Consider the following 25,036-nt stretch of genomic DNA (forward strand, 5'->3'; position numbering starts at 1 on the left):
TGAAGGAGGGATGAAAATGTTCGTACTGGAAGAAAGCCAAACTCAAGACGCCGTGATCAAGGTCATTGGCGTGGGCGGCTGCGGTGGCAATGCCGTGGACCACATGATCAAGAAGGGCATGTCCGGCGTGGAATTCATTGCCGTCAATACCGATGCCCAGGCACTGAAGCGCAATGCGGCGCCGATCCAGTTGCAGATCGGCAATTCCGCCACCAAGGGCCTGGGGGCCGGTGGCAAGCCTGAAGTCGGCCGCGAAGCAGCCCTTGAGGACCGGGAGCGCATCGCCGAGCTCATCGATGGCGCCGACATGCTTTTCATTGCCGCCGGCATGGGCGGCGGCACTGGCACGGGTGCTGCACCTGTGGTGGCCGAGGTCGCCAAGGACCTGGGCATCCTGGCCGTGGCCGTGGTGACCAAGCCCTTCATCTTCGAACAGGCCAAGCGCATGCGTTCCGCTGAACAGGGCCTCAAGTCCCTGTCCGAGCATGTGGACAGCCTCATCGTCATCCCCAACGAGAAACTGATCCAGGTGCTGGGCGGCAAGACCAAGCTCACCGACGCCTTCGTGGCCGCCAATGACGTGCTGCACAGCGCCGTGTCCGGCATAGCAGAGATCATCAGCAACCCCGGCCTCATCAACGTGGACTTTGCCGACGTGAAGACCGTGATGAGCGAAGTCGGCATGGCCATGATGGGCTCCGCCGAGGCCACGGGTGAAACCCGAGCCCGGGAGGCCGCCGAGGCCGCCGTGGCCAGCCCCCTCCTGGAAAACGTGGATTTGAAGGGTGCCCGGGGCGTGCTGGTGAACATCACCGCCAACGACAGTCTGACCCTGGAGGAGTACTACGAGGTCATGAACACCATCCAGGGCTTTGCCGCGGAAGAAGCCACGGTCATAGTCGGCACTTCCCTGGACGAGAGCCTGGAGGATGGCTTGCGGGTCACCATGGTGGCTACCGGTCTTGGCAACCCGGTACGGGCCCAGCAGAAAAAACCGGAAATCACCCTGGTGCAGCCCCCCATCTACCAGCAGGCCACAGGCACCCATGATGCCTTGCCCATGGCCGGCACGATGGAAGACAACTACGACGCTCCCACCATCATGCGCAACCGACGCAGCCATCAGGCTGCCGTGGAGGTAGCCCAATCCGCTGGCATCGACACGCTGGACATTCCAGCGTTCCTGCGCAAACAGGCGGACTGATGGCTGTTCTGGCGGACTGCGGCTGAAGCGTCATCGGGTCTTTCGCGCGGACCTGATACACGCGAGCCACAATGCCGACAGTCATGTGGCCACTGATGCACCCGGGGCAGGCAACCCTCCGCCCGCCCCGGGTAGTATCGTCTCTGCATTCACAGGTTGAGCCATGATCCAACAGCGTTCCATCAAGGCAAAGGTGCATACCACAGGCGTCGGCCTGCATACCGGCGCGCGGGTCACGCTCACCATGCGCCCCGCACAGGCCAATACCGGCATTGTCTTTCATCGAACTGATCTGCCGGAGCCCAAGTCTTTTCGCATCGCCCCCGAACTGGTCGTGGATACCCGCCTTTGCTCCGCCCTGGAGGCCGATGGCGCCAAGGTGGCCACCGTTGAGCACCTCATGTCGGCCCTGGCCGGACTTGGCATAGATAACCTGCTAATCGATATCGACGGCCCTGAAGTTCCCATCCTGGACGGGTCGGCGGCGCCTTTCGTGTATTTGCTTCAATCCGCGGGCATCGACCTGCTAAACACCCCCAAAAGGTTTATCCGGGTTCTCAAAACTGTTCGTGTGGAAGACGGCGACAAGTGGGCAGAATTCACGCCCTATGAAGGGTTCAGGCTTTCCTTCCGCATCGACTTTGACCACCCTGTATTCCGCAACACGTCCCGTGAAATCACCCTGGACTTCAGCCGCGATTCCTATGTGCGGGAAGTCAGCCGTGCCCGCACTTTCGGTTTCGTGAAGGATGTTGAATATCTGCGCAGCCACGGGCTCGCCCTCGGAGGTACGCTGGACAATGCCATCGTGCTGGACGAATACCGGGTTCTCAACAGCGACGGTCTTCGCTATGCGGATGAATTCGTCAAACACAAGGTACTGGATGCGGTGGGCGATCTTTACCTGACCGGCCACCCGGTCCTTGCCACCTTCAGCGCCTACAAATCCGGCCATGGTTTGAACAACAAACTCTTGCGGACGCTGATGAGCGATTCAACCGCCTGGCAGTGGCAGGAATACCTGGATGAACGGACCACGCCGCGCAACTTGTTGAGTCTCCACCTCTCACCCGCTGCCTTTGCATAGGCCACGATAAACGCAGAGGGGCGCCAAGAGCGCCCCTTGATTTACTGATCAGATTTTGTGTGCTTACTGCAGCACAGCCATGTTTTCGTCAACCAGACGTGGCGTAAGGAATATCAGCAATTCAGATTTCTCGTCCGTCTTGCTATTGGACTTGAACAGGTTGCCCAGTACCGGGATATCTCCCAGGAACGGCACCTTGCTGGTGTCATCTCGCAGGGTTTGCTCGAATATTCCTCCCAGGATTGCCGTCTCGCCGTTGTTCACACGCACCTGGGTTTTCACACGTTTCACGTTGATCGCCGGGCCGGCGCTGGTGTTAACCCCTTGGGCATCTTTCTGGACCTCCACGTTCAGAATGACAGCGTCATTGTTCAGCACTTGCGGTGCGACAAGTAAACACAGCAGAGCGTCTTTGAAGGATGTCTGGGTTCCCGATTGGCTGACCGTTTGGTAAGGAATCTGGGTACCTTGAAGAATTACGGCCGGTTTCAGATTGGTGGTCACAACCCGGGGGTTGGACACGATCTTGCCGCGGTTGTCTGCTTCCAACGCCTGCAGTTCCAGCGACAGCATGGTGTTGGCGCCTGCGTTGAGGATCGTCAGGCCAAGGGTTCCGGCATTGCCCACGCCAGCGGCGTCAGGTAACTGCACGTTAAAGCCACTGGAGGCCCCGACACCACCACCCGTGGCAATGTTCCTGGAAGACGTACCCGATGATGAAAGGCCCATGGTGGCGCCACCGAGGTCATTCCTGCTGTGCAAACCCAGGCGAACCCCAAGATCACGGCCAAATTTGTCGTCCGCCACGACGATGCGTGCTTCGATCATCACTTGCCGCATGGGAATGTCGATTTGCTTCAGCACTTCTTCCACCGCAGCATGCTTGTCCAAGGTATCCGTAACCACAAGCGTGTTGGTGGTCAGATCATGGGAGGCCCCCCCCCTCAAGGACAGCACCCTGTTGACACCCTGGTTATTTGCGCCAGAACTTTGCTGTCCGGATGTCGCAGCAGATGTACCTGATCCTCCACTCTCTGTATCCACGGCCTGGATACCGGTTGAACTCGGGGAACAGGTGGCGTCTTCACTGCTGGAACCACTTCTGCGGGACCCACCGGACAAGACGGTGACGGCGTCGTCGGCCCGCACGTAGTTCAGTTTGTAGCTGCGTGTCACCAGCGGCTCAAGCTCCTGAAGGGAACGCTTGGCCTCCAGCTCTGCCTTCTCCTTGGCGGCCAATTCGTCCCGCGGGGCGACCCAGATCACATTCCCGGACATTCGCTTGTCCAGGCCCTTCGAACGCATGATGATGTCAAGAGCCTGGTCCCAGGGGACGTCCTTCAACCGGATCGTGATATTTCCAGTCACCGTGTCGCTGGCGATGATGTTCAGGCTCGTGAAATCGGCGATGACCTGCAGTACAGCCCGTACATCCACGTTCTGGAAGTTGAGAGAAAGCCTTTCGCCGCTGTAGACAGGCTTGTCGCTTTTCGCGTACTGGGGATCATCCAGGGAGCGGACCTCGAGGATGAACTGGTCACCGGTCTGGTACGCGTAGTAGTCCCACTTGCCCCGGGGCGTGATGGTCATACGCGTGGACTTTTCCTGGGGAATCGTCTCGATGACCTGTACGGGCGTGGCGAAATCGGCCACCTCAAGGCGACGTTGCAGGGGAGACGGGAGGTTGGTGTTCAGGAAATCCACTTGGATGGACTTCCCTCTCTGCTGAATGTCCACTGCGCCCCCTGGGCTGGAAAGGGACACCATGACACGGCCTTCTCCATTTTTTCCTCTTTGAAATTCGACATCCCGCACGCTATGAGCCGAAGCGACAGAGGAACTTGCCGGCTTGGGAGCGATATCCTTGGCGGCAGTATGGGCGCCATGCAGCACCGCATATACATTCTTGCCATCCCGTCTGATTTCATAGTTTGCGGGCGCAGCCAGGTTTACCACCAGACGGGTTCGTTCACCGGACTGGACGGCCTGGAAGCTCTTGACGACACCGCTATTGAGCTCTTCCGGAGCCCGCCCCATTGAATTACGCGTATCCGCGAAGTCCAGCACGAGGCGGTTTGGGTTGCTGGTGGTGAACGCCACAGGCTCTGCCGCCAAATCCTGATTGAACTGAATCTTGATGATCTGGCTGTCTTCCTTGCCCTTTGCGACGGTCACCGCCAGGAGACCATTTGGCGCACTCCAGGCATGCAACGAGAAGAGACATGCGGTGGCCGTAAAGACCGACAGGCATACCGTTCGGCAACGAGAAAGCATACTTAGGGTCACATTCATGCCAATTACTCCTGCAGGGCCAGACTGGCCTTTGATTCAATCCATTCACCGGCGCCATCCTGAATCGTTTCTCTCAATTCGACGGCGGAGTCCGATATTCCAATGATCAAGCCATAATTCTGGCCCAGGTAGTTTCCTTTCGTGACTCTGGAAACGGCCCCATCCGGGGTCTTTACTAGGGCATACAGATGGCCTTTCTGGGCAATTGTGCCCACCATTCTGAGCGCATCCAGCGGGAACCCTTCCAGATATTCCTTCTGCCGCCGGACATCCGGCTGGAGCGCGCCACCGGATTGGCCTGACTTGACAACGCGAGGCCTGAAGGGATCCAACTGACCTTCAGGTATGAAACTGAATTCTTCCTGGGGCTTTAATTGAGGCAATGGGTCGAGTGCGTGCTGGCCTTCCTGCCCTGCCTGGGCCATGAAGGTCTTCAAGTCAGCAAACTCATCCTGTTCGCAACCTGCGAGAAATATCAAGGTAAAAAGAACAATCAGCCTCATTTTTTCTGCTCTTTGCTCTTCTTCTGGGCAGCCATTTCACTATCGTCAAGATAGCGATATGTCTGAACCCTGGCTTCCATGGTCAGGATCGCCCCCTCCTTGCCTGGCGTCAGGGAAACATCGTGCAAGGTCACGATCCTGGGCAACTTGGCCACGTCATTTACGAACCCGCCGATATCTGGATATCCACCCGTAACGCGTATATCCACCGGCAATGTGGCGTAAAAATCCGCGGGTGTTTCTGTCCCTGGCCTGAAAAGTTCGAAGGAAAGTCCCCGCCCCACACCCACCTGGTTGATATCGGTAAGCAATGCATCCATCTCTGAACGGTTGGGCAATTGACGCAACAGGGACGCGAGGGACTTTTCGATTTCTTCCAGCCGCCGCTTGTAGGTTTCGTAGTGGTAGGCCTGGCTTTTCTTGGACGAATACGCCTCGCGCAAGGTCTGCTCGTCGTTACGCGCACTCTCCATCTGAGTGATTGCGTCGGACCAGATCAAATACCACCCCAGCGCCACAATGCCCAGAAAAATCAGGACCATGAGCACGGCCCGCACAGGCGCGGGGGCACTGACTACATCCTTGAGTTCCAGGTTATTGATGTCAGACCAGTTCATGCTAGCCCCCCGTTCCTGGTTTGACGGGTTTTTCCTCCGTTTGCGCCACACGCTCAATCTGGGCATTCAGAGTGAATTCATTCAATCTCTGGTTGCCCACCTGGGAGGCCTTGACTTCCACCAGCGTCGGTGCATTAAACAGGGTGGAGGCATCCAGGGCACGCATGAAGGTTGACACGCGTGCACTTGACTGTGCATACCCAACGATGACGAACTTGTCCCCGGTCTGTTTGATGTTTTTCAAATACAAGCCTTCGGGCACTTGGGCGGACAATTCGCTGAACAGCCTAACGGATTCACCCCGATTAACCTGCAAGGACTCCACCACGTCCTTTCGAGCCAACAGGTCTTGAGTCTTTTCCTTCAACTGGGCAATTTCCTGAATCTGCTTGTCGAGTTTGGCGATCTCTTCGCGCAGGAATGCATTTCGCTGTTCCTGCTGGGCCTGGGCGTTGGAAATCCAGTACTGCCCCGCAGCCACTGTGGCCACACCCAGCCCAGCGGAAAGCGCTGCCATGAGGGCAAACAGGCGTTGTGCACGTGCTCGCCTCATCTGCCGATGAGGCATTAGGTTGATGCGTATCGGTGTCATACCGGGTCAAACCTTCTCAATGCTAAGCCACAGGCGACAAACAGGGCGGGAGCATCCAACGCCAATTGCCTCGCGCGAACATTCGCTGACACGGCCATCTTCGAGAAGGGATTGGCGATGAGCGTGCTCGTCTGGGTCTTGCCGTGCACGACATCATCCAGGCCAGGAATGGCCGCACAGCCACCAGCCAGCAGGATGTGATCCACTTTTTGAAACGACGTCGCGGAGAAAAACATCTGGAGCGCCCTGCTTATCTCCAGTGCCACGGAATCCAGGAAAGGCTGCAGGACTTCCGACTCATAGCGTTCAGGCAGGAGCCCCTTGCGTTTGGCATCCTCCGCTTCCTCAGGCGTCATGTCGAACCTGCGGGTTATCTCGCTGGTGAGCGCATTGCCCCCCAAAGCATGTTCCCGCTGGTACACGGGCTGGTTGTCATTCAGCACATTGAAATGGGTTGTCTGCGCACCGACATCGACGATGGCCACCGTCTGCCCCTGCCCATTCTCGGGCAACTGGAATGCCAACTGTTCATAAGCCGTGAGTATGGCGAAGGCATCCACATCCATGATGACGGGCTTCAAGCCCACCGCTTCAGCAATGGCCACGCGCTCTTCCACGCGCTCCTTTCTGGTAACCACCAGCAGAGCATCGTTCTCGTTGGGGTTCTTGGCATTGGGATCCAGCACCTGGTAATCAAGGCTGACCTCGTCCAGGGGAAAGGAGGCCATTTGGTTTGCGTCTGCCGCCACCTGGGCTTCGATCTCCGACTCCGAGGCAGTGCCCGGCAACAGGATTTTTTTCGTGATCACCGCCGACGCCGGCAATGCCATGGCAATGTGGCGGGTCTTGGTTTCCAGCTTGCGCCAAGCTTCCCGCATTGCGGCTTCCACGAGATCTGCCTTGGCGATGACACCGTCCATGACGGCTTCCTTCGGCAATGGTACGACCGAATAACGTTCGACACGCCGAACACCCTTGCCGCTCTCGCTCAATTCGAGCATTTTCACGGCCGATGAGCTAACATCGACCCCGATCAAGGGACGCGAACCCTGTCCTAAAAACGCGAGTTCCAAATATCGTCTCCCACAAGACCGCCTACACAGGCGACATTTAATAATCTGGATTAAATCCTAGCAACAACTTTATTTATCTGCACAATATTTTCTTTTTGCCTTTCCCCCAAGCCTCGTTATGACCCGTTGGTGGCATTATCTTTTGGCGGTAACAGCCGTCATGCTTGTATCGGCCTTTGCCGTGGCGGCCTTGGCGACAGCCTTGGTATACCCCAATCTGCCCAGTCTCGATAGCCTGACAGATTACCGTCCGAAGCAACCTCTCCGCATTTACACCGAGGATGGGGCCCTGATCAGCGAGTTCGGGGAAGAACGCCGCAAGGTCGTCCACCTCAAGGAAACCCCCAAAGCCCTGCGACAGGCCATTCTGGCCGCGGAAGATGAACGTTTCTATCAACATGGCGGCGTGGACACGTTGGGCGTACTGCGGGCGGCCGCATCCAACCTGGTATCCGGAGGAGCCAAGGAAGGAGCGTCAACCATCACGATGCAGGTAGCGCGCAACTTTTTCCTTTCGTCAGAAAAGACCATGCGGCGCAAGCTCAACGAGGCACTGCTTGCCATCAAGATCGAGCATGCGCTTACCAAGGATGAAATCCTTGAGCTATATATCAACCACATCTATCTGGGACAGCGCGCCTATGGCTTTGCTGCTGCTTCCCGCATCTATTTCGGCAAACCCCTGGAAAACTTGAGCCTCGCAGAGGCTGCAATGCTCGCGGGCCTGCCCAAGGCGCCCTCCGCATACAATCCGGTGGTCAACCCAAAACGCGCAAAAACCCGACAGCTGTATGTACTCGGGCGTATGAAAACATTGGGTTACATTTCACAACGCGAATATGACACGGCCAAGAATCTTCGCTTGCCAGTAAAGTACTCCCCGTTGAGCTTTGAGGTCGAAGCCCCTCATCTGGCAGAACTCGTGCGCCAGCGCATGCAGCAGAAATATGGGGACAGCATCTATGTCAGCGGCATGAAGGTCTTTACAACCCTGCGCCGCGTGGACCAGAAAGCCGCCATCGAGGGGGCCAAGCGGGCCGTCCTGGAGTTCCACCGACGTCGCGGCTACGCGGGCCCCGAAGGCAAAATCAAGTTGCCATCTGACCCGGCCCAGGCAGACAAGGCCATTGAAGACGCCCTGACCGACCGGGAGGAATGTAGCGGCCTCCTGCCCGGTGTGGTCATCGCGCTGGACAAGAAGTCCATGAAAGTCCGCTTGCGTAGCGGCGAGGATATCTCACTGGGCGCCACGGAAATCAATTTTGCCCAGCGCCACATCAGCGGCAAAGTGCGTGAGGACATGCGGCTAGGAAAGGGCAGCATCGTCCGCGTAGCCCGGTATGATGCCCGCCAGCCCTGGCAGCTGACCTATCTGCCCAAGGTGGAAGTCGGGTTTGTGGCCCTGTCGCCCGACACGGGTGCGATACGCGCCATGGTGGGCAGCTTCGATTTCGCACGCAACCAGTACAACCACGTTACGCAGGCATGGCGCCAGCCAGGGTCAAGCTTCAAACCCTTTGTCTATTCGGCAGCCCTGGAGCGCGGCATCACCCCTGCAACGCGATTCGACGATGCACCCATCACCATTGACCCCGCCGAAACCGGTGGCGTGCCCTGGGAACCCAAGAACTATGATGGCTCCATGGATGGCGCGAGTACCCTGCGGAACGCGTTGACCAAGTCCAAGAACCTGGTCTCCATTCGGGTACTTCAAGCGGCAACGGCGCCATTTACCCATGAGCACGTGGCCAGGTTCGGCTTTGACATGGGGCGTATCCCCCCGTACCTGACCATGGCGCTGGGTGCCGGCGAAGTAACCCCCCTCAGCCTGGCAACCGGCTACGCTGTATTCGCCAACGGCGGCAAACGCGTCACGCCATGGCATCTGCTCAAGGTCACGGACAAGGACGGCCGCGTACTCGAGAACTTCACCGCACCGGCCTCCCTGCCCGTCCTTGACCCTCGAAACGCCTTCACCATGGCCAGCATGATGCAGGACGTGGTCAGACGCGGCACGGCTACCGGCGCCATGAAACTGGGACGCAGTGACCTTGCGGGCAAGACCGGCACCACCAATGACCACCGTGACACGTGGTTTGCCGGTTTCCAGCCCACACGCGTGGCGGTGGCATGGATGGGCTACGATCAACCACGGCCCCTGGGCGGTAGCGAAACAGGCGGCGTGACGGCGTTGCCCATGTGGATTCAGTACATGGGAGAGGTATTGCAGGGTGTCCCGGAGATGCCTTTCGCCGTTCCTCCCGGGATGGTTGCAGAGCCCATCGACCCCGCCACGGGAAATACCCTCCCTGAAGGCCAGGGGATGACAGAATACTTCTACCAGGAATTCGCGCCCGGATCGTTGCTTCCGTCCGGTGTCGCGGAGCCCCCAGCCGATGGCCAAGCGCCCTCATGACCATGCATTGAAATCCGCCCAGACGCGGACGCTGATTGCCGAACTGGCGGGACGCCTTATGGCCGAACATGGCATCCGCGACTACGCTCTGGCGAAGAGAAAGGCGGCACGGCAATTGGGCTTGCCCGAGGGAGCCAGCCTGCCCAGCAACGAGGAAGTCGACCAGGCGCTGATGGAACGCCAGAGCCTGTTCGAACCCCATGACCAACTCCTCCTGCTGGCCGAACTGCGGGACGAAGCGCTGCAAGTCATGCAGGTATTTGACCGCTTCAACCCGATACTGACCGGTGCAATTGCATCGGGCGCCGTCTCCGAGCACAGCATCATCGAACTGGATATCCAGGCTGACTCCAGCAAGGATTTCGAGCAATTCCTGGTAAACCAGGAAATCGAATTCAAAGTCATGGACCAGGCAGGACAGACGGCCTATCTGATTTATGCCGAGCCGGTGGATGTCCTGGTACGGATTCCAACCAAGGACCGGCACCCGGGGTACAACTCCCAAAAGAGTCATCTGAGCATCAAACAGTTGAGAAAGCTGGTTCAAACCACTTATTAAGAAGCATCAACGCTGGTTACACTACGGCGCTGGCCATTCCCGAATCAATTTCGATCGCCAGCGCCACCTAGATGATTCGTTTTTTTCGACACTACATTCCCCTTAGCCTCGCCCTGTTGACAGGCGCGGAACTGGTGCTGTTCTTCCTGATTGCCCAGTACACGGGCATCCATTACGGCCATCCCGCAGCGAATGGCTCCCTGGAATCCGCGTACAAGCCCTGGCTGTTCGCCATGCTGCTCAGCCTGATGAACTCCATGTTCGGCCTGTACGACTGGGAATGGACCACGGGCTTGAAGAGCCTGCTGATACGTGTCCTGGGCAGTCTTGTGGCGGGCGCTGCCATCATTGCCGCCGGCACGATGTTCATCCCCAACCTGTTTCCGAAGGGTGCCGAGTTCGCCGCAAGCATTGCCTTGGTGGGGTTCAGTGCCATCCTAATCAGGCTGTTGTTCATGGAATGGGGCAAAACCTCCCTGTTCAAGAAACGGGTCCTGGTGGTAGGCACCGGCAGCCGGGCCGCGAAAATAGAGGAAATCATCCACGGCGGCGAATCCCAGGGCATCGAAGTCGTGGGTTACCTTCCCCTTGGCACCACCCACAGCTATGTCCCCCATGAGAGGCTGATCCACGGCGGAGGCCGGCTCTACGACATAGCCCTGGCCCTGGGTGCGACCACCATCATCGTGGCGATCAGGGAGCGGCGAGGCGGGGGGCTGCCCATCAACGAATTGCTGGAATGCAAGTTGCGGGGAATCGAAATTCTGGACCTGCCGGCCTTCTTCGAGCAGCAAACCGGCATATTGCCCCTGGAATCCACCAACGCCAGCTGGATGATCTTTTCCGAAGGCTTTAGCCAGGGTTCGTCACGGGATCTGGTCAAGCGGGTCTTTGACCTGCTCGTCAGCGGCAGTTTCCTGTTGCTGTTGTTCCCTCTGATGCTGCTCACCGCCCTCCTGATCAAGCTGGAAAGCCGCGGCGCCGTGCTGTATACCCAAGAAAGGGTGGGCCAGTTCGGCCAGTCCTTCACCATCTACAAATTCCGCAGCATGCGCACGGATGCCGAAAAGGAAGGCGCCCCGGTCTGGGCCCGCAAGAACGATGACCGCACTACTCGCGTGGGCAGATTCATACGGCGCACGCGCATCGACGAACTGCCCCAGGTACTCAACGTCTTTGTCGGCCACATGAGCTTCGTGGGGCCACGCCCGGAACGCCCGTATTTCGTCAATGAACTGGCCGAGCAGATTCCCTACTACCACGCCCGCCATAGCGTGAAACCCGGCATCACCGGGTGGGCCCAGGTCAAGTTTCCCTATGGAGCCAGCGTCGAAGACGCCATGAACAAGCTGCAATACGACTTGTATTACGTCAAGAATCACAGCCTGTTTCTGGACATCATGATCCTCCTCCAAACCGCTCAGGTCGTCGTATTGGGCAAAGGAGTCCGCTGACGTGGATTTCGCGGCCCTGGGCTACGGACTGGCCGCCATCGCTTTTCTGTTGCTTGGGCTCGCCTCCCGGGGCCGGGATGGCCCCCCCGGGGTACCGGGCGTGGCGGTCCCCTCCCTGGCCAGCGCCTTATGGGCCGCTGTGGCGGCCATGGGGACCCTCTCCGCCGCAGGCAGGACATTGGTGGGATTGGCGGAGGTCGCCCACAGCCTGATCTGGATCTGGTACCTGTGGCGCAACCTGCGGGCCATGAGGGACAAGCAGCAGGACGGCCGCGATTCCCTGGCCTTCCTTGGTCAGCCCCTGGCCTGGCTGGCGGGTATCGCCCTCGCATCCCAGGCCATATTGTTGCTGGTGCCCCACCAGTCCCTGGCCTATTGGGCCAGCGCGGTGGTGCCCGCCGTCCTGTCCGTGGCCGGCCTGGTGCTGGTGGAGCAGCTCTATCGCAACTCTTCCCCCCAGGAGCGATGGGCCATCAAGTACCTGTGCATCGCCCTGGGCGGCAGCTTCATCTTCGACTTCTACCTCTACTCGGAGGCCATGCTGTTCGCGGCCTTCGACAAGGGGGCCTGGAGCGCGCGGGGACTCATCAACGCCCTCCTCGTGCCCCTCATCTGGGTATCCCTCAAGCGGCGCATCCATACCGACTTGAAGGTATCCATTTCCCACCGGATGGTCTTCCACACCGTCAGCCTGCTGGGCACGGGCGTCTACCTGATGCTGATGGCCGCCGCCGGGTATTACCTGCGCCTTGTGGGTGGACAGTGGGGACACATCCTGCAGACGGTCTTCCTATTCGGGGCGGTCCTGGTGCTGTTGCTGGTGGTTTCCTCCGGCACGGCGCGGGCGCGGTTGCGGGTCTTCCTGTCCAAGCATTTCTTCCGCTACCGCTACGACTACAGGGAGGAATGGCTGCGCTTCACGTCCATGCTGACGGAGGGCGAGCCCGGTAGCCAATTGTATGAGCGCACCCTGCACGCCATGGCCCGCCTGGTCGACAGCACCAGCGCAGGGCTATGGCTGAGACAGGACCAGGGCATCTTCCGCCGGGTCGCGGAATGGAATCTGGCAACGGCCAACGGCCAGGTTTCGGCCGACGACCCCTTCATCCGCTTCATGGAGACGCGCAACTGGGTCCTGGATCTGGGGGAGTGCCGGGACCAGCCCGCTATCCTGGAAGACAACCCATTGCCCGATTGGCTTGAACAGGCCTCGGAGGCCTGGCTCGTCATCCCCCTGCTCTGGCACGAACACTTGCTGGGCTTCATGGTACTGGGCCCCTCCCTGGGCAAGATCCCCTTCAACTGGGAAGTGAGCGACCTGCTCAAGACGGCGGCCCGCCAAGCCGCCGCCCACCTGGCCCAGGCCCAGGCGGCAGAAGCCCTTACCGTGGCCCGCCAGTTCGAATCCTTCAACCGGGCCGCGGCCTTCGTGGTACATGACATCAAAAACCTGGTGGCCCAGCTCACCCTGTTGCTGGCGAACGCCGACAAGCACAAGCACAAGCCCGAGTTCCAGGAGGACATGCTTGCGACCATAGAAAGCTCCGTAGCCCGCATGAACAGGATGTTGACCAAGCTCCGGGACGAGCCCACCCAGACGCGCTCAGTGACGATCCTGCTGGACAAGCTGTTGGAGGAAGTCATTCTCAGCAAGAGCGCCTACAGCCTGAAGCCCTCGCTGCAGGTCAAGACTGGCGGGCTGAGGGTCAGGGCCGAAAAGGAACGGCTCCTCCGGGTCATCGGCCATATCGTCCAGAACGCCATCGAGGCCACGCCATATACCGGTCGGGTGGGTGTTACACTTTCCCAGGATCATGAGTGGGGCGTGGTGGAAGTGGAGGACACCGGCTCCGGCATGGACCAGGCATTCATCCGCGAGCGCCTGTTCAGGCCATTCACCTCCACGAAAGGGACGGGGATGGGCATAGGCGCTTATGAATGCAGGGAATACATCCAGGAACTGGGGGGAAACATCCTGGTGGAAAGCCGCGTGGGCCCGAGTCCCCACCAAGGCACAAAGTTCACGATCCGCCTTCCCCTTGCAGACAAGGAGAATGCACAAGCATGAGCGACAAAGCGCCCAAGATATTGCTGGTGGAAGACGATGTTGGCCTGCAGAAACAGATCAAATGGAGTCTTGACGACTACGAGGTCATCCTGGCGGGTGACCGCGAAGGCGCCCTGAACCAGATTCGCCGGTTCGAACCCGCCGTGGTACTGCTGGATCTGGGCCTGCCACCGGATCCGGATGGGGCAACGGAGGGGCTGGCCACGCTGCAACAGATCCTGCAACTCAGTCCCGGCACGAAGATCATCGTCGTCACGGGGAACCAGGACCGCGCCAATGCCATCCAGGCCATCGGCTTGGGCGCGTTCGACTTCTACCACAAGCCCTTCGACGAGCAGATCCTCAAGATCGTCATCGAGCGCGCCTTCCGCGTGCACGAACTGGAAGACGAAAACCGTGCGCTCTCGTCGCGCAACCGTGCCGAACCCCTGCAGGGCCTGATCACCAACGACCCTGACATGCTCAAGGTTTGCCGCATGATCGAGAAAGTGGCGCCCAGCGACGCCTCCGTGCTGCTCCTGGGCGAATCCGGCACCGGAAAGGAAGTTCTGGCCAGGGGCCTGCACGAACTCTCGCCCCGGGTGAAGGAACGCTTCGTCGCCATCAACTGCGCGGCCATCCCGGAAAACCTGCTGGAATCCGAACTGTTCGGCTACGAAAAGGGCGCCTTCACCGGCGCGGCCAAGCAAACCATCGGCAAGATCGAATATGCCGACAAGGGCACCCTGTTCCTGGACGAAATCGGCGACCTGCCCATGCCACTGCAGGCCAAGCTGTTGCGCTTCCTGCAGGAACGGGTCATAGAGCGCCTGGGCGGACGCGGGGAAATCCCGGTGGACGTGCGCGTGGTCTCCGCCACGCATCAGAACCTGCCCGAACTCATCAAGGCCGGTCGCTTCCGGGAAGACCTCTTCTATCGACTCTCCGAGATCTCGGTGCTCATCCCTCCCCTCAGGGAACGGCAAGGCGATCCGTCCCTGCTGGCCCATGCCTTCCTCGAGCGCTTCAACCAGACTCAGAAACGGAGCCTTCGGGGCATCACCCTGGACGCCCTACAGGCCATCGAAAGACACACCTGGCCAGGCAACGTGCGCGAGATGGAAAACACCATGAAGCGGGCGGTCATCATGGCCGACGGCCCCCAGGTGACCAGCGAGGACCTGGGCCTGAAAGCCACCGACCATGAAGACCAGCCACTCAACCTGCGGCAGGTCAGGGAGGAAGCGGAGCGGCAGGCCGTGGTCCGCGCCCTTGCCCGCAGCAACGGCAACATCGCCCAGGCGGCAGAATTGCTGGGCGTTTCCCGCCCCACCCTGTATGACCTGATGAACCGGTTCGGGCTGAAGTGAGAATGACTTAGCCCTTTTCAGGAATATCCGTTCGATAGCCACCGCGCCCCGTCCCAATCTACAAGACCTGTTTCACCGAGGTTCCCCATGAAACGCTCCCATCGTCGCCAAGCGAAATCCATGCAATGGCTGAAGGCCAACCTTCCCAAGCTGCTTATCGTGCTTCTGGGAACCACCGTTCTGGCCGGTGGCCTCTACATGGTCACGCGAAAATCCCCCGACGATCACCTCCGGTCAGGCATCGCCCTGCAGGAGAAAGGCGACCTGAAGGGTGCTTCCATCGAACTGAAGAACGCCCTCCAGGCCATGCCCGACAATGGGGAGGCTCGCTTCCGCCTGGGCCAGGTCCTTTTTTCCCAAGGCGACTATCTGGGCGCGGAGAAGGAATTCAAGAAATCCCGTGAACTGGGCTTGCGCGATCCGTCTTTGGACGTTTTTCACGCCCGAACCCTTCTCCAACTGGGGGAATTCCGGCGCCTTCTAAGCGAAATCCAAATTCAGGATGGCATCGAGCCCGACGCTCGTGCCGCGCTCCTGGCCCTCCGCGCCCGCGCCCAGTTTCTCTTCAAGGACGGCGTCAACAGCCAGCGCAGCCTCAGTGAAGCGGACGCAATCGTGCCCGAACATCCGGAATCACTCTTCACCCGCGCTGTGGCTGCCTTTTCGGAAAAGGATACCGACGGCGCCCTCGCCTTCATGGACAAGGCCCTCGCCAAGGCTTCCGGGCGAGCGGATTTCTGGCTGCTTAAGGGCGACCTGCTGCGCATCACCAAGAAGAATGACCTTGCCATGCAAGCCTATACCAAGGCCCTGGAGAGCGAACCCGCCAACGTCCCGGCCCGGCTGTCCAGAGCCCAACTGCATCTGGAATCATCCGACCTTGACAAGGCCTCTGCCGACCTCAAGGAAGTACGCAAGCAAGCGCCCAACGACGTGATGGGGCGCTACCTGGAGGCATACATCGAATTCAGACGTGGCCGCCACACCGAATCAAACAACATCCTGCAAGGCATCCTGCGGGGCTCGCCAGGTTTCCTGCCCGGACACATGCTGGCCGGCACGGTCAATATCGCCCTGGGCAACCGGGAAGCCGCACGGGCCCACCTGGACAAGGTATTGGCCGCTGCGCCAAACCATGCCCTGGCGCGAAAGCTCATGGCCGCCACCATGGCAGACCTGGGCGACCTTGGTCAGGCCAAGGCCTTGCTCGCCTCCTTCGGCAATGCCGCCGACGACCCTTTACTCAACACCCTGCAAGGCAAGATTTCCCTGCGCCAGGGCGATTATGCCGAGGCCCGGAAACACCTGGAGCAGATTCCGGAGGGCACCCGGCAGGACGCCAAGTATTTCACGGATCTGGCTGCGAGCCGCCTGGGAAGCGGTGACGAAGCCGGGGCGGTGGCTGCCCTCAGCAGGGCGGCCGAACTGGACACTGAAAGCCAGCGCCCGGAGGTGCTGCTGGTCGTGACCCACCTGAAGGCAAAGCAATACGCCGAGGCCCTCAAGGTCGTGGACAAGCTTGGAAAGGAGCGCCCCCAGGATCCGCTACCCCACAACCTGCGGGGCGCCATCCACATGAGCCAGCAGGATGTCGGCAAGGCCCGTTCCAGTTTCAACAAGGCCCTGGAAGTGAGGCCCGATTATTTCCCCGCCGCATCCAACCTGGCGCTGCTGGACATACGCGCGAACGATCCCAAATCGGCCAGGGCCCGGTACCAGCAACTCCTCAAGCACAATCAAAAGGAAAGCCGGGCCTGGCTTGCCCTGGCGGCCCTCGACGCCCGGGACAGGAACGATGCCGGCCACCTGCAGAATCTTGAGGAAGCGAAGAAGGCCAACGACAAGGCACCCGAGCCACGCGTCATGCTGGTCCGCTACTGGTTGGGCAAGAAGGACGCAGGCAAGGCCCTGGTGGAGGCGCGCTCCGCCCTGGATGCCACGGGCCGCACGGCGTTCACCGAATACATCGGCCTGGCCCAGGCCTCCCAGGGTGACCACACCAACGCCCTGGCCACGTTCAGCAAATGGGCGGAATCCAATCCGGCCAACCCGGTGGCGCATTTCCGGGTCGCCCAGGAACAAGCAGCCACCAAGGACCTGGCGTCTGCCCTGAAGTCCCTGGACAAGGCCCTGGCCCTGCGTCCGGATTTCGTCGAGGCTGACCTGAACAAGGCTCTGATCCTCGGACAGACGGGGCGCAGCGAGGATGGAGTCAAGATCGCCCGCAAGCTGCAGGCAAGACTTCCCAAGGCCGCCGCAGGGTACTTGGCCGAAGCGGAACTCCTGAACGGAGAGAAGCGATACCTGGACGCTGCCAGGCAGTTCGCACGAGCTGCCCAGCTTAGCGGCAAAGGCCAGACGCTCATGCTTGCCCACCAGGCCTACCTTAAGGGCGGTCAGGGCGTGGAAGGGGAAAAACTGCTCTCCCAATGGCTCTTGGCAAACCCCAAGGACACGACGGTGAGACACCACCTCGCCCTATCCCAACTGAACGCCCGGCGGCTGAAGGATGCGGCGGACAATTACCGCATCCTGGCCCAAGCCAGCCCCAAGGATCTGGTCGCCCACAACAACCTGGCCTGGATCCTGGGGGAACTGGGGGACAAGGAAGCCGTCAGCGTGGCTGAACAAACCCTCAAATTGGACCCCGACAACCCCGCCACGCTGGACACCGTGGGGTGGGTCCAGGTGAATGCCGGCAACACCAAGCGGGGCCTGGACCTGTTGCAGCAAGCCCATGCCAAGGCGCCCACAGCACCCGAAATCCATTGGCATTTGGCAATGGCCCTCGCCAAATCCGGGGATCGTCAACGTGCCAAAGAGGAATTGGAGAAGCTGATCTACAGCGGGCTTGATTTTCCGCAGAAGGCCCAAGCGAAAAAGTACCTCGAAAACCTTTGACATCATGGCCTTGACCTCAAGCGAAAAGGCCATCGCTCGCACCAATACCCTACATATCCAAATCCGGGAGCCGAATTGTCATGATTGTCCGCCTTCGTCCTGTTTCCACCATGCTGGTTCTGGCCCTTGCCTTGGCAGGATGCGGCAAGAGCCCGGAAGAACACTTCGAGCAAGCCAAGGCTCTGTACGCAAAAGGCGACAGCCAGGGCACCATCCTTGAACTCAAGAACACGTTGCAGGAGCAACCCAACAATGCCGAGGCACGGCTGCTTCTCGGCAGGACCTACATTGCCCAGGAGAGCTATGCCGATGCTCTGAAGGAACTTGAGCGTGCGCAGAAGAACGGGGTTCCGGTCAACCAGGTCCTGCCCCTGCTGGCCAAGACCTACCTGCGCACGGGGCAAGCCCAGAAAGTGCTCGATTTGGGGCTGCCTCCAGGCCGGCTGAACCGGCAGGAAATTGCCTCCATGCAAGCCACGCGTGCGGAAGCATTCCTCATCATGGATAGGCGAGCTGATGTAGACCAAGCCATCGCCATGGCAGAGGAGGCCAACCCCGGCGACCCGGACCTGCTGGTCCTCAAGGCACGTCTCGCCCTGCAAAAGGGCAATAGAGCCGAAGGCATACAGTTCCTTAACGCTGCGATCAGCCAGGACAAAAACCATGTGTATGCTTACTATCTCAAGGCAGCCGCGCAGGAGTCTGAAGGCAAGCTCGACGAAACCCTCAACACCTACAGGGAAGCACTGAAGCACGACCCCAAAGCTTTTCGTGCTCACCTTTTCATATCCAGCATAGAGCGTAGACAGGGCAACCTCCAGGCAAGCGAAAAATCCTTGCAGGCTGCCGAGATAGCTGCACCTCGGCACCCGCTTGTTATTTACAGCCGGGCAGTTATTGAACTCCAGCGAAACGATCTGGATGCCGCCAATGAATCCATACAACAGGTCTTGAAGCTGGTACCAGACTACCTGCCCGCAAGACTGGTGGCTGCCCTCGTAAATCTGGGCAAAGGGAACTATGAGCAAAGTCTCAAGGACGCCCAGCGAGTCTTGGCAGAACAGCCCTCCAATACCTTGGCAGCGCAGGTGGTTGCAACAAGCAAACTGCGATCGGGCGACCCCAAGGCGGCCATGCAAACCCTCAGCAAGCTCCTCGAGGATCGCCCCAAGGATCCAGTACTGCTGAGCATCGCTGGCGAAGCCTCCATGCAGGCCCAGGACTATGCCCGTGCCCAATCATTCCTTGACCAGGCAGAAGCCCTGAACCCAGGGGACTTGGCCATCAAGGAACTTCAAGCCACAAACCTGTTGGCCCAGGGCAAGACCGACTTGGCAATTGCTGAGTTGCAGCAAGCCAGCAAAGCCAGCGACCAGGCTAGAAATGCGGACATCTCGCTCATACGCATTCACTTACAACGCAAAGAATTTGACCAGGCATTCCAAGCTATCGACGCCTTGGAAAAGAAACTGCCCAACAGTCCAGTCCCCCATGGCCTTCGTGCGATGGCCTACGTCTCTAAACCGGACATTCCTTCAGCTCGTAGGTCCCTGGAAAAGGCCTTGAGCGTGGACCCCACCTATTACCCCGCCGCAGCCACGCTGGCCGAGTTGGATTTGAAGGACAAGGACATCGCAGCGGCACGCAAGCGCTTCGATTCAATACTTAGTCATGACAAGGCCAATGTCAGTGCCATGGTTGCGCTGGCTAACGTGGCCCTCCTTGAAAAGAAGAAAGATGATTATGTGAACTGGCTGGAGAAGGCTCTCAAGATCGACACCAGAAACATGGCAGCCCATGCTGGCTTGGTCAGACACCACCTTGCAAAGCAGGACAAATCCAGGGCCCTCGCCCAAGCCAAACAAGCGCAAGACACGAATCCAGAAAGCCTGGCCACGATCAACCTCCTGGGCGCAACACAAGCTGCAGTTGGAGATTGGGGTGCCGCCATTGATACCTATGCGCGTTTGGTGAATAAGGCCCCCCAGTCAGCCGAGGCCCTTCTGCTATTGGCCAAGGCCCAGTCCGCCATTAAGCCAGTCGATGTGGTACGCAAGACGCTCACCCAAGCCATCGAGCTCAAGCCCGACTTTCTTCAAGCCCAGGACGCCTTGATCAGGTTGGAGTTGGTGAACAATAAACCAGATGCCGCGCTGGCCATCGCCCGCAAAATTCAGGCTCAACAGCCCCGCTCTCCCATTGGATATGACCGGGAGGGCGGGATTCTTCTGTCGCAAAAAAAATATCCACAAGCTGTCTCCGCCTTTGAGAAGGCGCTCTCCCTTAGTGCCGGAGGGGATGTGGCGGGCTCGATCAAGCTGCATCGGGCCCTATTCATGGCGGGCAACGCCAAGGCCGCCGACCAGCGACTGACTAAACTGCTCAGCGAGCACCCCAAGGATTCGGTCCTGCGCACTTACGCGGCAGAGTTCTTTATGGTGACCAAGCGCAACCGGGAGGCCATCGCCCAGTACGAAGTGCTGCTGGCACTCGCCCCGAACAACGCATTGGCCCTGAACAACCTGGCCAACCTGTACCTGCGCGAGAAGGACAGCCGCGCCCTTGAAACCGCTGAAAAGGCCCTCAAACTCGCCCCCGATCAACCCATTACCCAGGACACCCTGGGATGGATCCTGGTGGAGCAGGGTCAGTTGCCCCGGGGCATGGATCTTCTCTCCAAGGCCGCATCCAGGGCCAGCAAGGACCCCTCCGTGCGTTACCACTATGGCGCCGCCCTTTATCGAGCCGGCAAGAAAACCGAGGCCAAGAAAGAACTGGCGGCTGCGGTGGGCATCGGCAAGTTGTTTCCAGAAAAGGAACAGGCTGAAGCCCTTTTGAAGAACCTGTGACGACCTGACCTCCCCTGTCCCTTGCCTCCAGGAAGCACTGAGTTGCCCATGCACAAGCCCCCCAAGCCCATCGCCCCCCTGCTGGCCCTCTTGCTGGCCATCTTCCTGGCAGGCTGTGGTGGCAAGACGCCGGAAGAGCATTTTGAGCAAGGCAAGGCCTTGCTGGCCAAGGGCGACCGGCAGGGGGCCATCGTGGAGTTCAAGAACACCCTCCAGGCCCAACCGGCCAATGCAGCGGCCCGGATGCTGCTGGGCAGGATCTACCTTTCCAGCGAGGCGTATGCGGATGCCCGAAAGGAGTTGGAGCAGGCGCGCGAAAAAGGGGCTCCGGACGAGGAGGTCCTGCCCCTGCTCGCCCAGGCCCTGGTAAGAAATGGCGAGCCCCAGGCGGTCGTGGACCTGGGCAACCCTTCCGACAAGTTCGGTGCCCCGGCGAGGGCTGCCTTGTACACCTGGCGAGCGGCGGCCCTGCTGGGGCTGGAGAAGGAGGATCAAGCCCTGGAGGCCATCACCGGGGCCGAAGCGGCGGACGGAAGACTGCCTGACCTGCTGCTGCTCAAGGCCAAGGTTGCCCTGAGCAAGCAGGACAAGACCCGGGCCAGGCAGTTGCTGGAAGCTGCCCTGGCCGAGAACGCCAAGTTCAACGAGGCCCTATATCTGAAAGCCGCCCTGCTGCAGTCCGAAGACAAGCACGACGAAGCCCTCAAGGTCTATCAGCAGATCGTCGCCAACGACTCCGGGCAGTTCCGCGCACACCTGGCGCTGCATGGGCTGCACCTGCGCGCCAGGGACATGGGTGCCGCCGAGCGGGACCTGCAGTCCGCCGAGAAGTCCGGCTCCAAGGACCTGCTGGTCAGACTGGCACGGGCCACCTTCGAACTGCAGCGTGGCCAACTGGACAAGGCCAGCAGCGTCCTCCAGGACCTGCTGCGCGCCGCCCCCAACCACGTGCCCACCATGCTGGCCTACGCCATGACCAGTTATGCCCAGGGCATGTATAACCAGAGTCAGAAGTACGCCAGCGGGGTGCTCGGGGCCCAGCCGGACAATCTCATCGCAGCCCGGATCCTCGCAGGCAGCCAACTGCGGCAGGGTGACGCGCCGGGAGCGCTGAAAACCCTCGAGCCGCTCCTGGCCAAATACAAGGATGACCTCCAGCTACTGACCCTGGCAGGGGACGCCCACCTGCAGTTGGGGCACAACACCAAGGCCCAGGGCTACCTGGACAGGGCGGCCCAACTGTCGCCGGACAATGCTTCCATCAGCGGCCTCCAGGCCGTCGGCCTCTTGGCCGCAGGGCAGCGGGACGACGCACTGGCCCATCTGGAACACATGGCCAGCCAGGGCGACAAGCCCGGCCGGGCCGATCTCGCAGTGGTCCTGATGCACATGGGCGACCGGGCCTACGACAAGGCCCTGGACGCCATTGCCAAAATGGAAGGCAAGGCCCCGAGGAACCCTGTTGCCGAGAACCTCCGTGCCGCAGCCTTGATGGGTAAAGGCGACCGACAGGGAGCCCGCCAGGCCCTGGAGCGGGCCCTTGCCCTCCAGCCGGACTTTTATCCTGCGGCCTTTAACCTCGCCCGGCTGGACATGCTGGACAACAAGCCAGAAGTCGCCAGCAAGCGCTTCCATGCAGTCCTGTCCAAGGACAAGGCCAACGTCCGGGCCATGCTGGCCCTGGCGGACCTGGCCGCCATCAAGCGCCACGAAAGCGAATTCGTTGACTGGTTGCGCAAGGCGATCAAGGCGGATCCCAGGTCCCTGCAAGCCCATGCCGCCCTGGTCCGTTATCACCTGACGCGGAAGGATGCGGCCAAGGCCCTCGCCCAGGCGCGGGAGGCCGCCGCCGCCAACTCCGACGACCTCAATACCCTCAAGTTGCTCGGGGACACCCTGTTGGCCACGGGCAACCTGGACCCGGCCATCGACACCTACACCGGCATCACCCAGAAAGCCCCCAAGTCACCTGAAGCCTTGTTGGACCTGGCCCGGGCCCAACTGGCGGACGGTCGCGTCCTGCCTGCACGGGAAAACCTCCGGCAGGCCCTGGCCATCCGGCCGAACTTTCATCCGGCCAAGGAAACGCTCATCCGCGCGGAAATGGCCGACAAGCAGGTCGAGAGCGCCCTGGGCCTGGCGCGGGAACTCCAGTCCCAGCAACCCAAATCGCCCTCCGGCTTTGCTGCCGAGGCGGACATCCTCTGGTCCCAGCAGCGCTTCCCCCAGGCCATCAAGGCTTATGAACAGGCGTTCGCGAAAGATCCCTCCACGGGCCGCTTCGTCAACCTGCACCGGGCGCTCATGGCTGCAAACCGAGTAGCGGAGGCGGACCAGAAACTCGCCGCCTGGCTCAAGCAACACCCCGATGATCACAGCGCGCGCCTATACGCAGCCGAAAGCCACATGCGCGGCAAGCGCTACAACGAGGCCATCGTCGAGTATGAGGCGCTGCTGAAGGCTGGCCAGGGCAACGCAGCCGTATACAACAACCTGGCGACCCTTTACCAGCGCGGCAACGACCCCCGCGCCCTGGCCACGGCCGAGCAGGCCTACAAGCTCGCCCCCGACCACCCGGGGGTCATGGACACTCTGGGCTGGATCCTGGTGCGACAGGGCAAATCCGCTCGCGGGTTGGACCTCCTGGCCAAGGCGTCGGCCCAAGCCCCCCACGTCCCCACCCTGCGCTACCACCACGGGGCCGCCCTGGTCCGCGCGGGCAAGAAGGCGGAAGCCAGGAAGGAACTGGAGGCCGCCATCTTCATCAAGCAGAAGTTCCCTGAAGAAGAAGAAGCCAGGGCCCTGCTGAGCAGCCTGTAGTAGCCGGTGTCGGAACTGTCGGGTTTCTTGACAGACACCCTGAGACCGCACGGAAATCGCTCAAATATCCTCATAAAAATCAGTATGTTGCAAGAGGTTTTATAACTGGCACGGGTTCTGCATGACGGTGGACGCAACTGCCCGCAAGAAAGGGAACCCAAATGAAACACCTGATGAAAAAATCCCTGGTGGCCCTGGCCATCTGCACCAGCGCCACCACCGTTCAAGCCGCCGAGATCCTGAACTGGGACTTCAGGCTTGAGAACGGCTTCACCGCCTGGACCCCCAATGGTGGCGGCTTCAACCCCACCGGCTCCAACAACAACGCTGCCCTGTCGGCCTCCAACGACAACTTTGACATGCAGGTCGGCCCCGACATCGACTTCAGCGCCATCGGCAACGTGCCCACCAAGCTGACCTGGGGTGAGCCCGCCACCAATGCCGGGCAATCCTCCCTGGACGTGGGGGGCGGCAGCAATGGCCACTTCACCGGCTCGGTGGTCACCAACGGCCCTGCCGTGCTGACCACCTACCTGGTGCACAACAACAACGTGATCTACGAGCCCTCCCTGGAAACGGCCACGCTGTTCGACGTGCTTTATCTTGACCCCAACGGCGCCGCTGCCCCCGGCGCGTTCCAGGTGCCGGCCCTGTCCTTCGCCATCCATTTCCTCGAGACCACCAACCTCGACAATCAGGCCGCCTGCCAAAACACCTACGGGGTTCCGGGCAACTCCCTGTGCGAGGACATCTTCGTCATCGACGCGGCCGGCGCCGGCTTCGTGGAAGCGGACGGCAGCCTGACCACGCAGTTCACCTACGACGGTTATGATTACTACAGCAAAATCTTCGTGACGGGCCTGGGCCTGCTTAGTGATACCGCCTGCGACGTGGCGGGGGCGGATGCCGGCTGCATCGGTTTTGTTACCCGGGAAGGCCAGTCCAACCGCTTCGACGTTCGCTTGGCCATCACCGACCAGGCCATCTTCATTCCGCCCAACGGAGTGCCCGAACCCGGCACTCTGGCGCTCCTGGGCCTGGGCCTGGGCGGACTGGGTTTGAGCCTGCGCCGCCGTTCGCGCTAAGCCATCGGTCGCGGGGCTCAGGCCCCCATCCAACGCACAGGGGCTTCCACGGAAGCCCCTGATTTTCTCCCGGCACCACGGGCCCCCATGCTGCCGAAGGCTATGGACACCCGGACGGGTCAGCGGGTCTAATTCACCCACACTCCGTTAGCGCAGCCGCCGCGTGA

At 60.4% G+C, this 25,036-nt stretch carries 16 protein-coding genes; 11 read left to right on the plus strand and 5 right to left on the minus strand.

Annotated elements, in window-relative coordinates; all coding sequences use genetic code 11:
* Window positions 1–16: 16 nt before the first annotated feature.
* A complete protein-coding gene (ftsZ, locus tag H6935_09945) occupies window positions 17–1,204 on the plus strand; it encodes a cell division protein FtsZ (protein ID MCP5278667.1) in 1,188 nt (395 codons plus the stop codon).
* A 163-nt stretch (window positions 1,205–1,367) separates the two neighbouring features.
* Window positions 1,368–2,291, plus strand: a complete 924-nt coding sequence (locus H6935_09950) for a UDP-3-O-acyl-N-acetylglucosamine deacetylase (protein ID MCP5278668.1) — start codon at window positions 1,368–1,370, stop codon at window positions 2,289–2,291.
* Between the two features lie 63 nt (window positions 2,292–2,354).
* On the opposite strand, the gene pilQ is transcribed toward H6935_09950, so the two are convergent.
* From pilQ to H6935_09975, 5 genes are read right to left on the minus strand one after another with little or no spacing between them, the layout of a single operon-like run.
* Window positions 2,355–4,583 (minus strand): type IV pilus secretin PilQ, encoded by a 2,229-nt coding sequence (gene pilQ / locus H6935_09955; GenBank protein ID MCP5278669.1) that lies wholly within the window; start codon window positions 4,581–4,583, stop codon window positions 2,355–2,357.
* Between the two features lie 5 nt (window positions 4,584–4,588).
* The gene (locus tag H6935_09960) at window positions 4,589–5,086 is read right to left on the minus strand and encodes a pilus assembly protein PilP (protein MCP5278670.1); all 498 of its coding nucleotides are present in this window, start codon (window positions 5,084–5,086) and stop codon (window positions 4,589–4,591) included.
* On the minus strand, window positions 5,083–5,703 hold the full coding sequence (locus tag H6935_09965; GenBank protein MCP5278671.1) for a type 4a pilus biogenesis protein PilO: 621 nt from the start codon (window positions 5,701–5,703) through the stop codon (window positions 5,083–5,085). The genes H6935_09960 and H6935_09965 overlap by 4 nt, the downstream gene beginning before the upstream one ends.
* Before the next feature lies 1 nt (window position 5,704).
* On the minus strand, window positions 5,705–6,295 hold the full coding sequence (locus tag H6935_09970) for a PilN domain-containing protein (GenBank protein ID MCP5278672.1): 591 nt from the start codon (window positions 6,293–6,295) through the stop codon (window positions 5,705–5,707).
* Entirely contained in the window at window positions 6,292–7,368 is a 1,077-nt protein-coding gene (locus tag H6935_09975; GenBank protein ID MCP5278673.1) for a pilus assembly protein PilM, read from the minus strand. The genes H6935_09970 and H6935_09975 overlap by 4 nt, the downstream gene beginning before the upstream one ends.
* 118 nt (window positions 7,369–7,486) lie before the next feature.
* Here H6935_09975 and H6935_09980 point away from each other — a divergent pair, with 118 nt between their 5' ends.
* The 9 genes from H6935_09980 (at window position 7,487) to H6935_10020 (ending at window position 24,869) form a co-directional block, all read left to right on the plus strand.
* Entirely contained in the window at window positions 7,487–9,784 is a 2,298-nt protein-coding gene (locus H6935_09980) for a penicillin-binding protein 1A (GenBank protein ID MCP5278674.1), read from the plus strand.
* Between the two features lie 7 nt (window positions 9,785–9,791).
* Window positions 9,792–10,343: a nucleotidyltransferase gene (locus tag H6935_09985; GenBank protein ID MCP5278675.1), complete on the plus strand. Its 552-nt coding sequence runs from the start codon at window positions 9,792–9,794 to the stop codon at window positions 10,341–10,343.
* A 71-nt stretch (window positions 10,344–10,414) separates the two neighbouring features.
* On the plus strand, window positions 10,415–11,797 hold the full coding sequence (locus H6935_09990) for a TIGR03013 family PEP-CTERM/XrtA system glycosyltransferase (GenBank protein ID MCP5278676.1): 1,383 nt from the start codon (window positions 10,415–10,417) through the stop codon (window positions 11,795–11,797).
* A 1-nt stretch (window position 11,798) separates the two neighbouring features.
* Window positions 11,799–13,865 carry a PEP-CTERM system histidine kinase PrsK gene (gene prsK, locus H6935_09995; protein MCP5278677.1) on the plus strand — a complete coding sequence of 689 codons (2,067 nt, stop codon included), beginning with the start codon at window positions 11,799–11,801 and terminating at the stop codon, window positions 13,863–13,865.
* The gene (gene prsR, locus H6935_10000; GenBank protein ID MCP5278678.1) at window positions 13,862–15,214 is read left to right on the plus strand and encodes a PEP-CTERM-box response regulator transcription factor; all 1,353 of its coding nucleotides are present in this window, start codon (window positions 13,862–13,864) and stop codon (window positions 15,212–15,214) included. The genes prsK and prsR overlap by 4 nt, the downstream gene beginning before the upstream one ends.
* A gap of 120 nt (window positions 15,215–15,334) precedes the next feature.
* Window positions 15,335–18,115 carry a PEP-CTERM system TPR-repeat protein PrsT gene (gene prsT / locus H6935_10005; GenBank protein ID MCP5278679.1) on the plus strand — a complete coding sequence of 927 codons (2,781 nt, stop codon included), beginning with the start codon at window positions 15,335–15,337 and terminating at the stop codon, window positions 18,113–18,115.
* 80 nt (window positions 18,116–18,195) lie between these two features.
* The gene (gene prsT / locus H6935_10010; protein ID MCP5278680.1) at window positions 18,196–20,964 is read left to right on the plus strand and encodes a PEP-CTERM system TPR-repeat protein PrsT; all 2,769 of its coding nucleotides are present in this window, start codon (window positions 18,196–18,198) and stop codon (window positions 20,962–20,964) included.
* 48 nt (window positions 20,965–21,012) lie between these two features.
* A complete protein-coding gene (gene prsT / locus H6935_10015; protein MCP5278681.1) occupies window positions 21,013–23,784 on the plus strand; it encodes a PEP-CTERM system TPR-repeat protein PrsT in 2,772 nt (923 codons plus the stop codon).
* A gap of 173 nt (window positions 23,785–23,957) precedes the next feature.
* Window positions 23,958–24,869, plus strand: coding sequence for a THxN family PEP-CTERM protein (locus tag H6935_10020; protein MCP5278682.1), 912 nt, complete (start codon window positions 23,958–23,960; stop codon window positions 24,867–24,869).
* The last annotated feature ends 167 nt before the right edge of the window (window positions 24,870–25,036 follow it).

Source organism: Thiobacillus sp. (assembly GCA_024235835.1).
Classification (GTDB): Bacteria; Pseudomonadota; Gammaproteobacteria; order Burkholderiales; family Thiobacillaceae; genus PFJX01.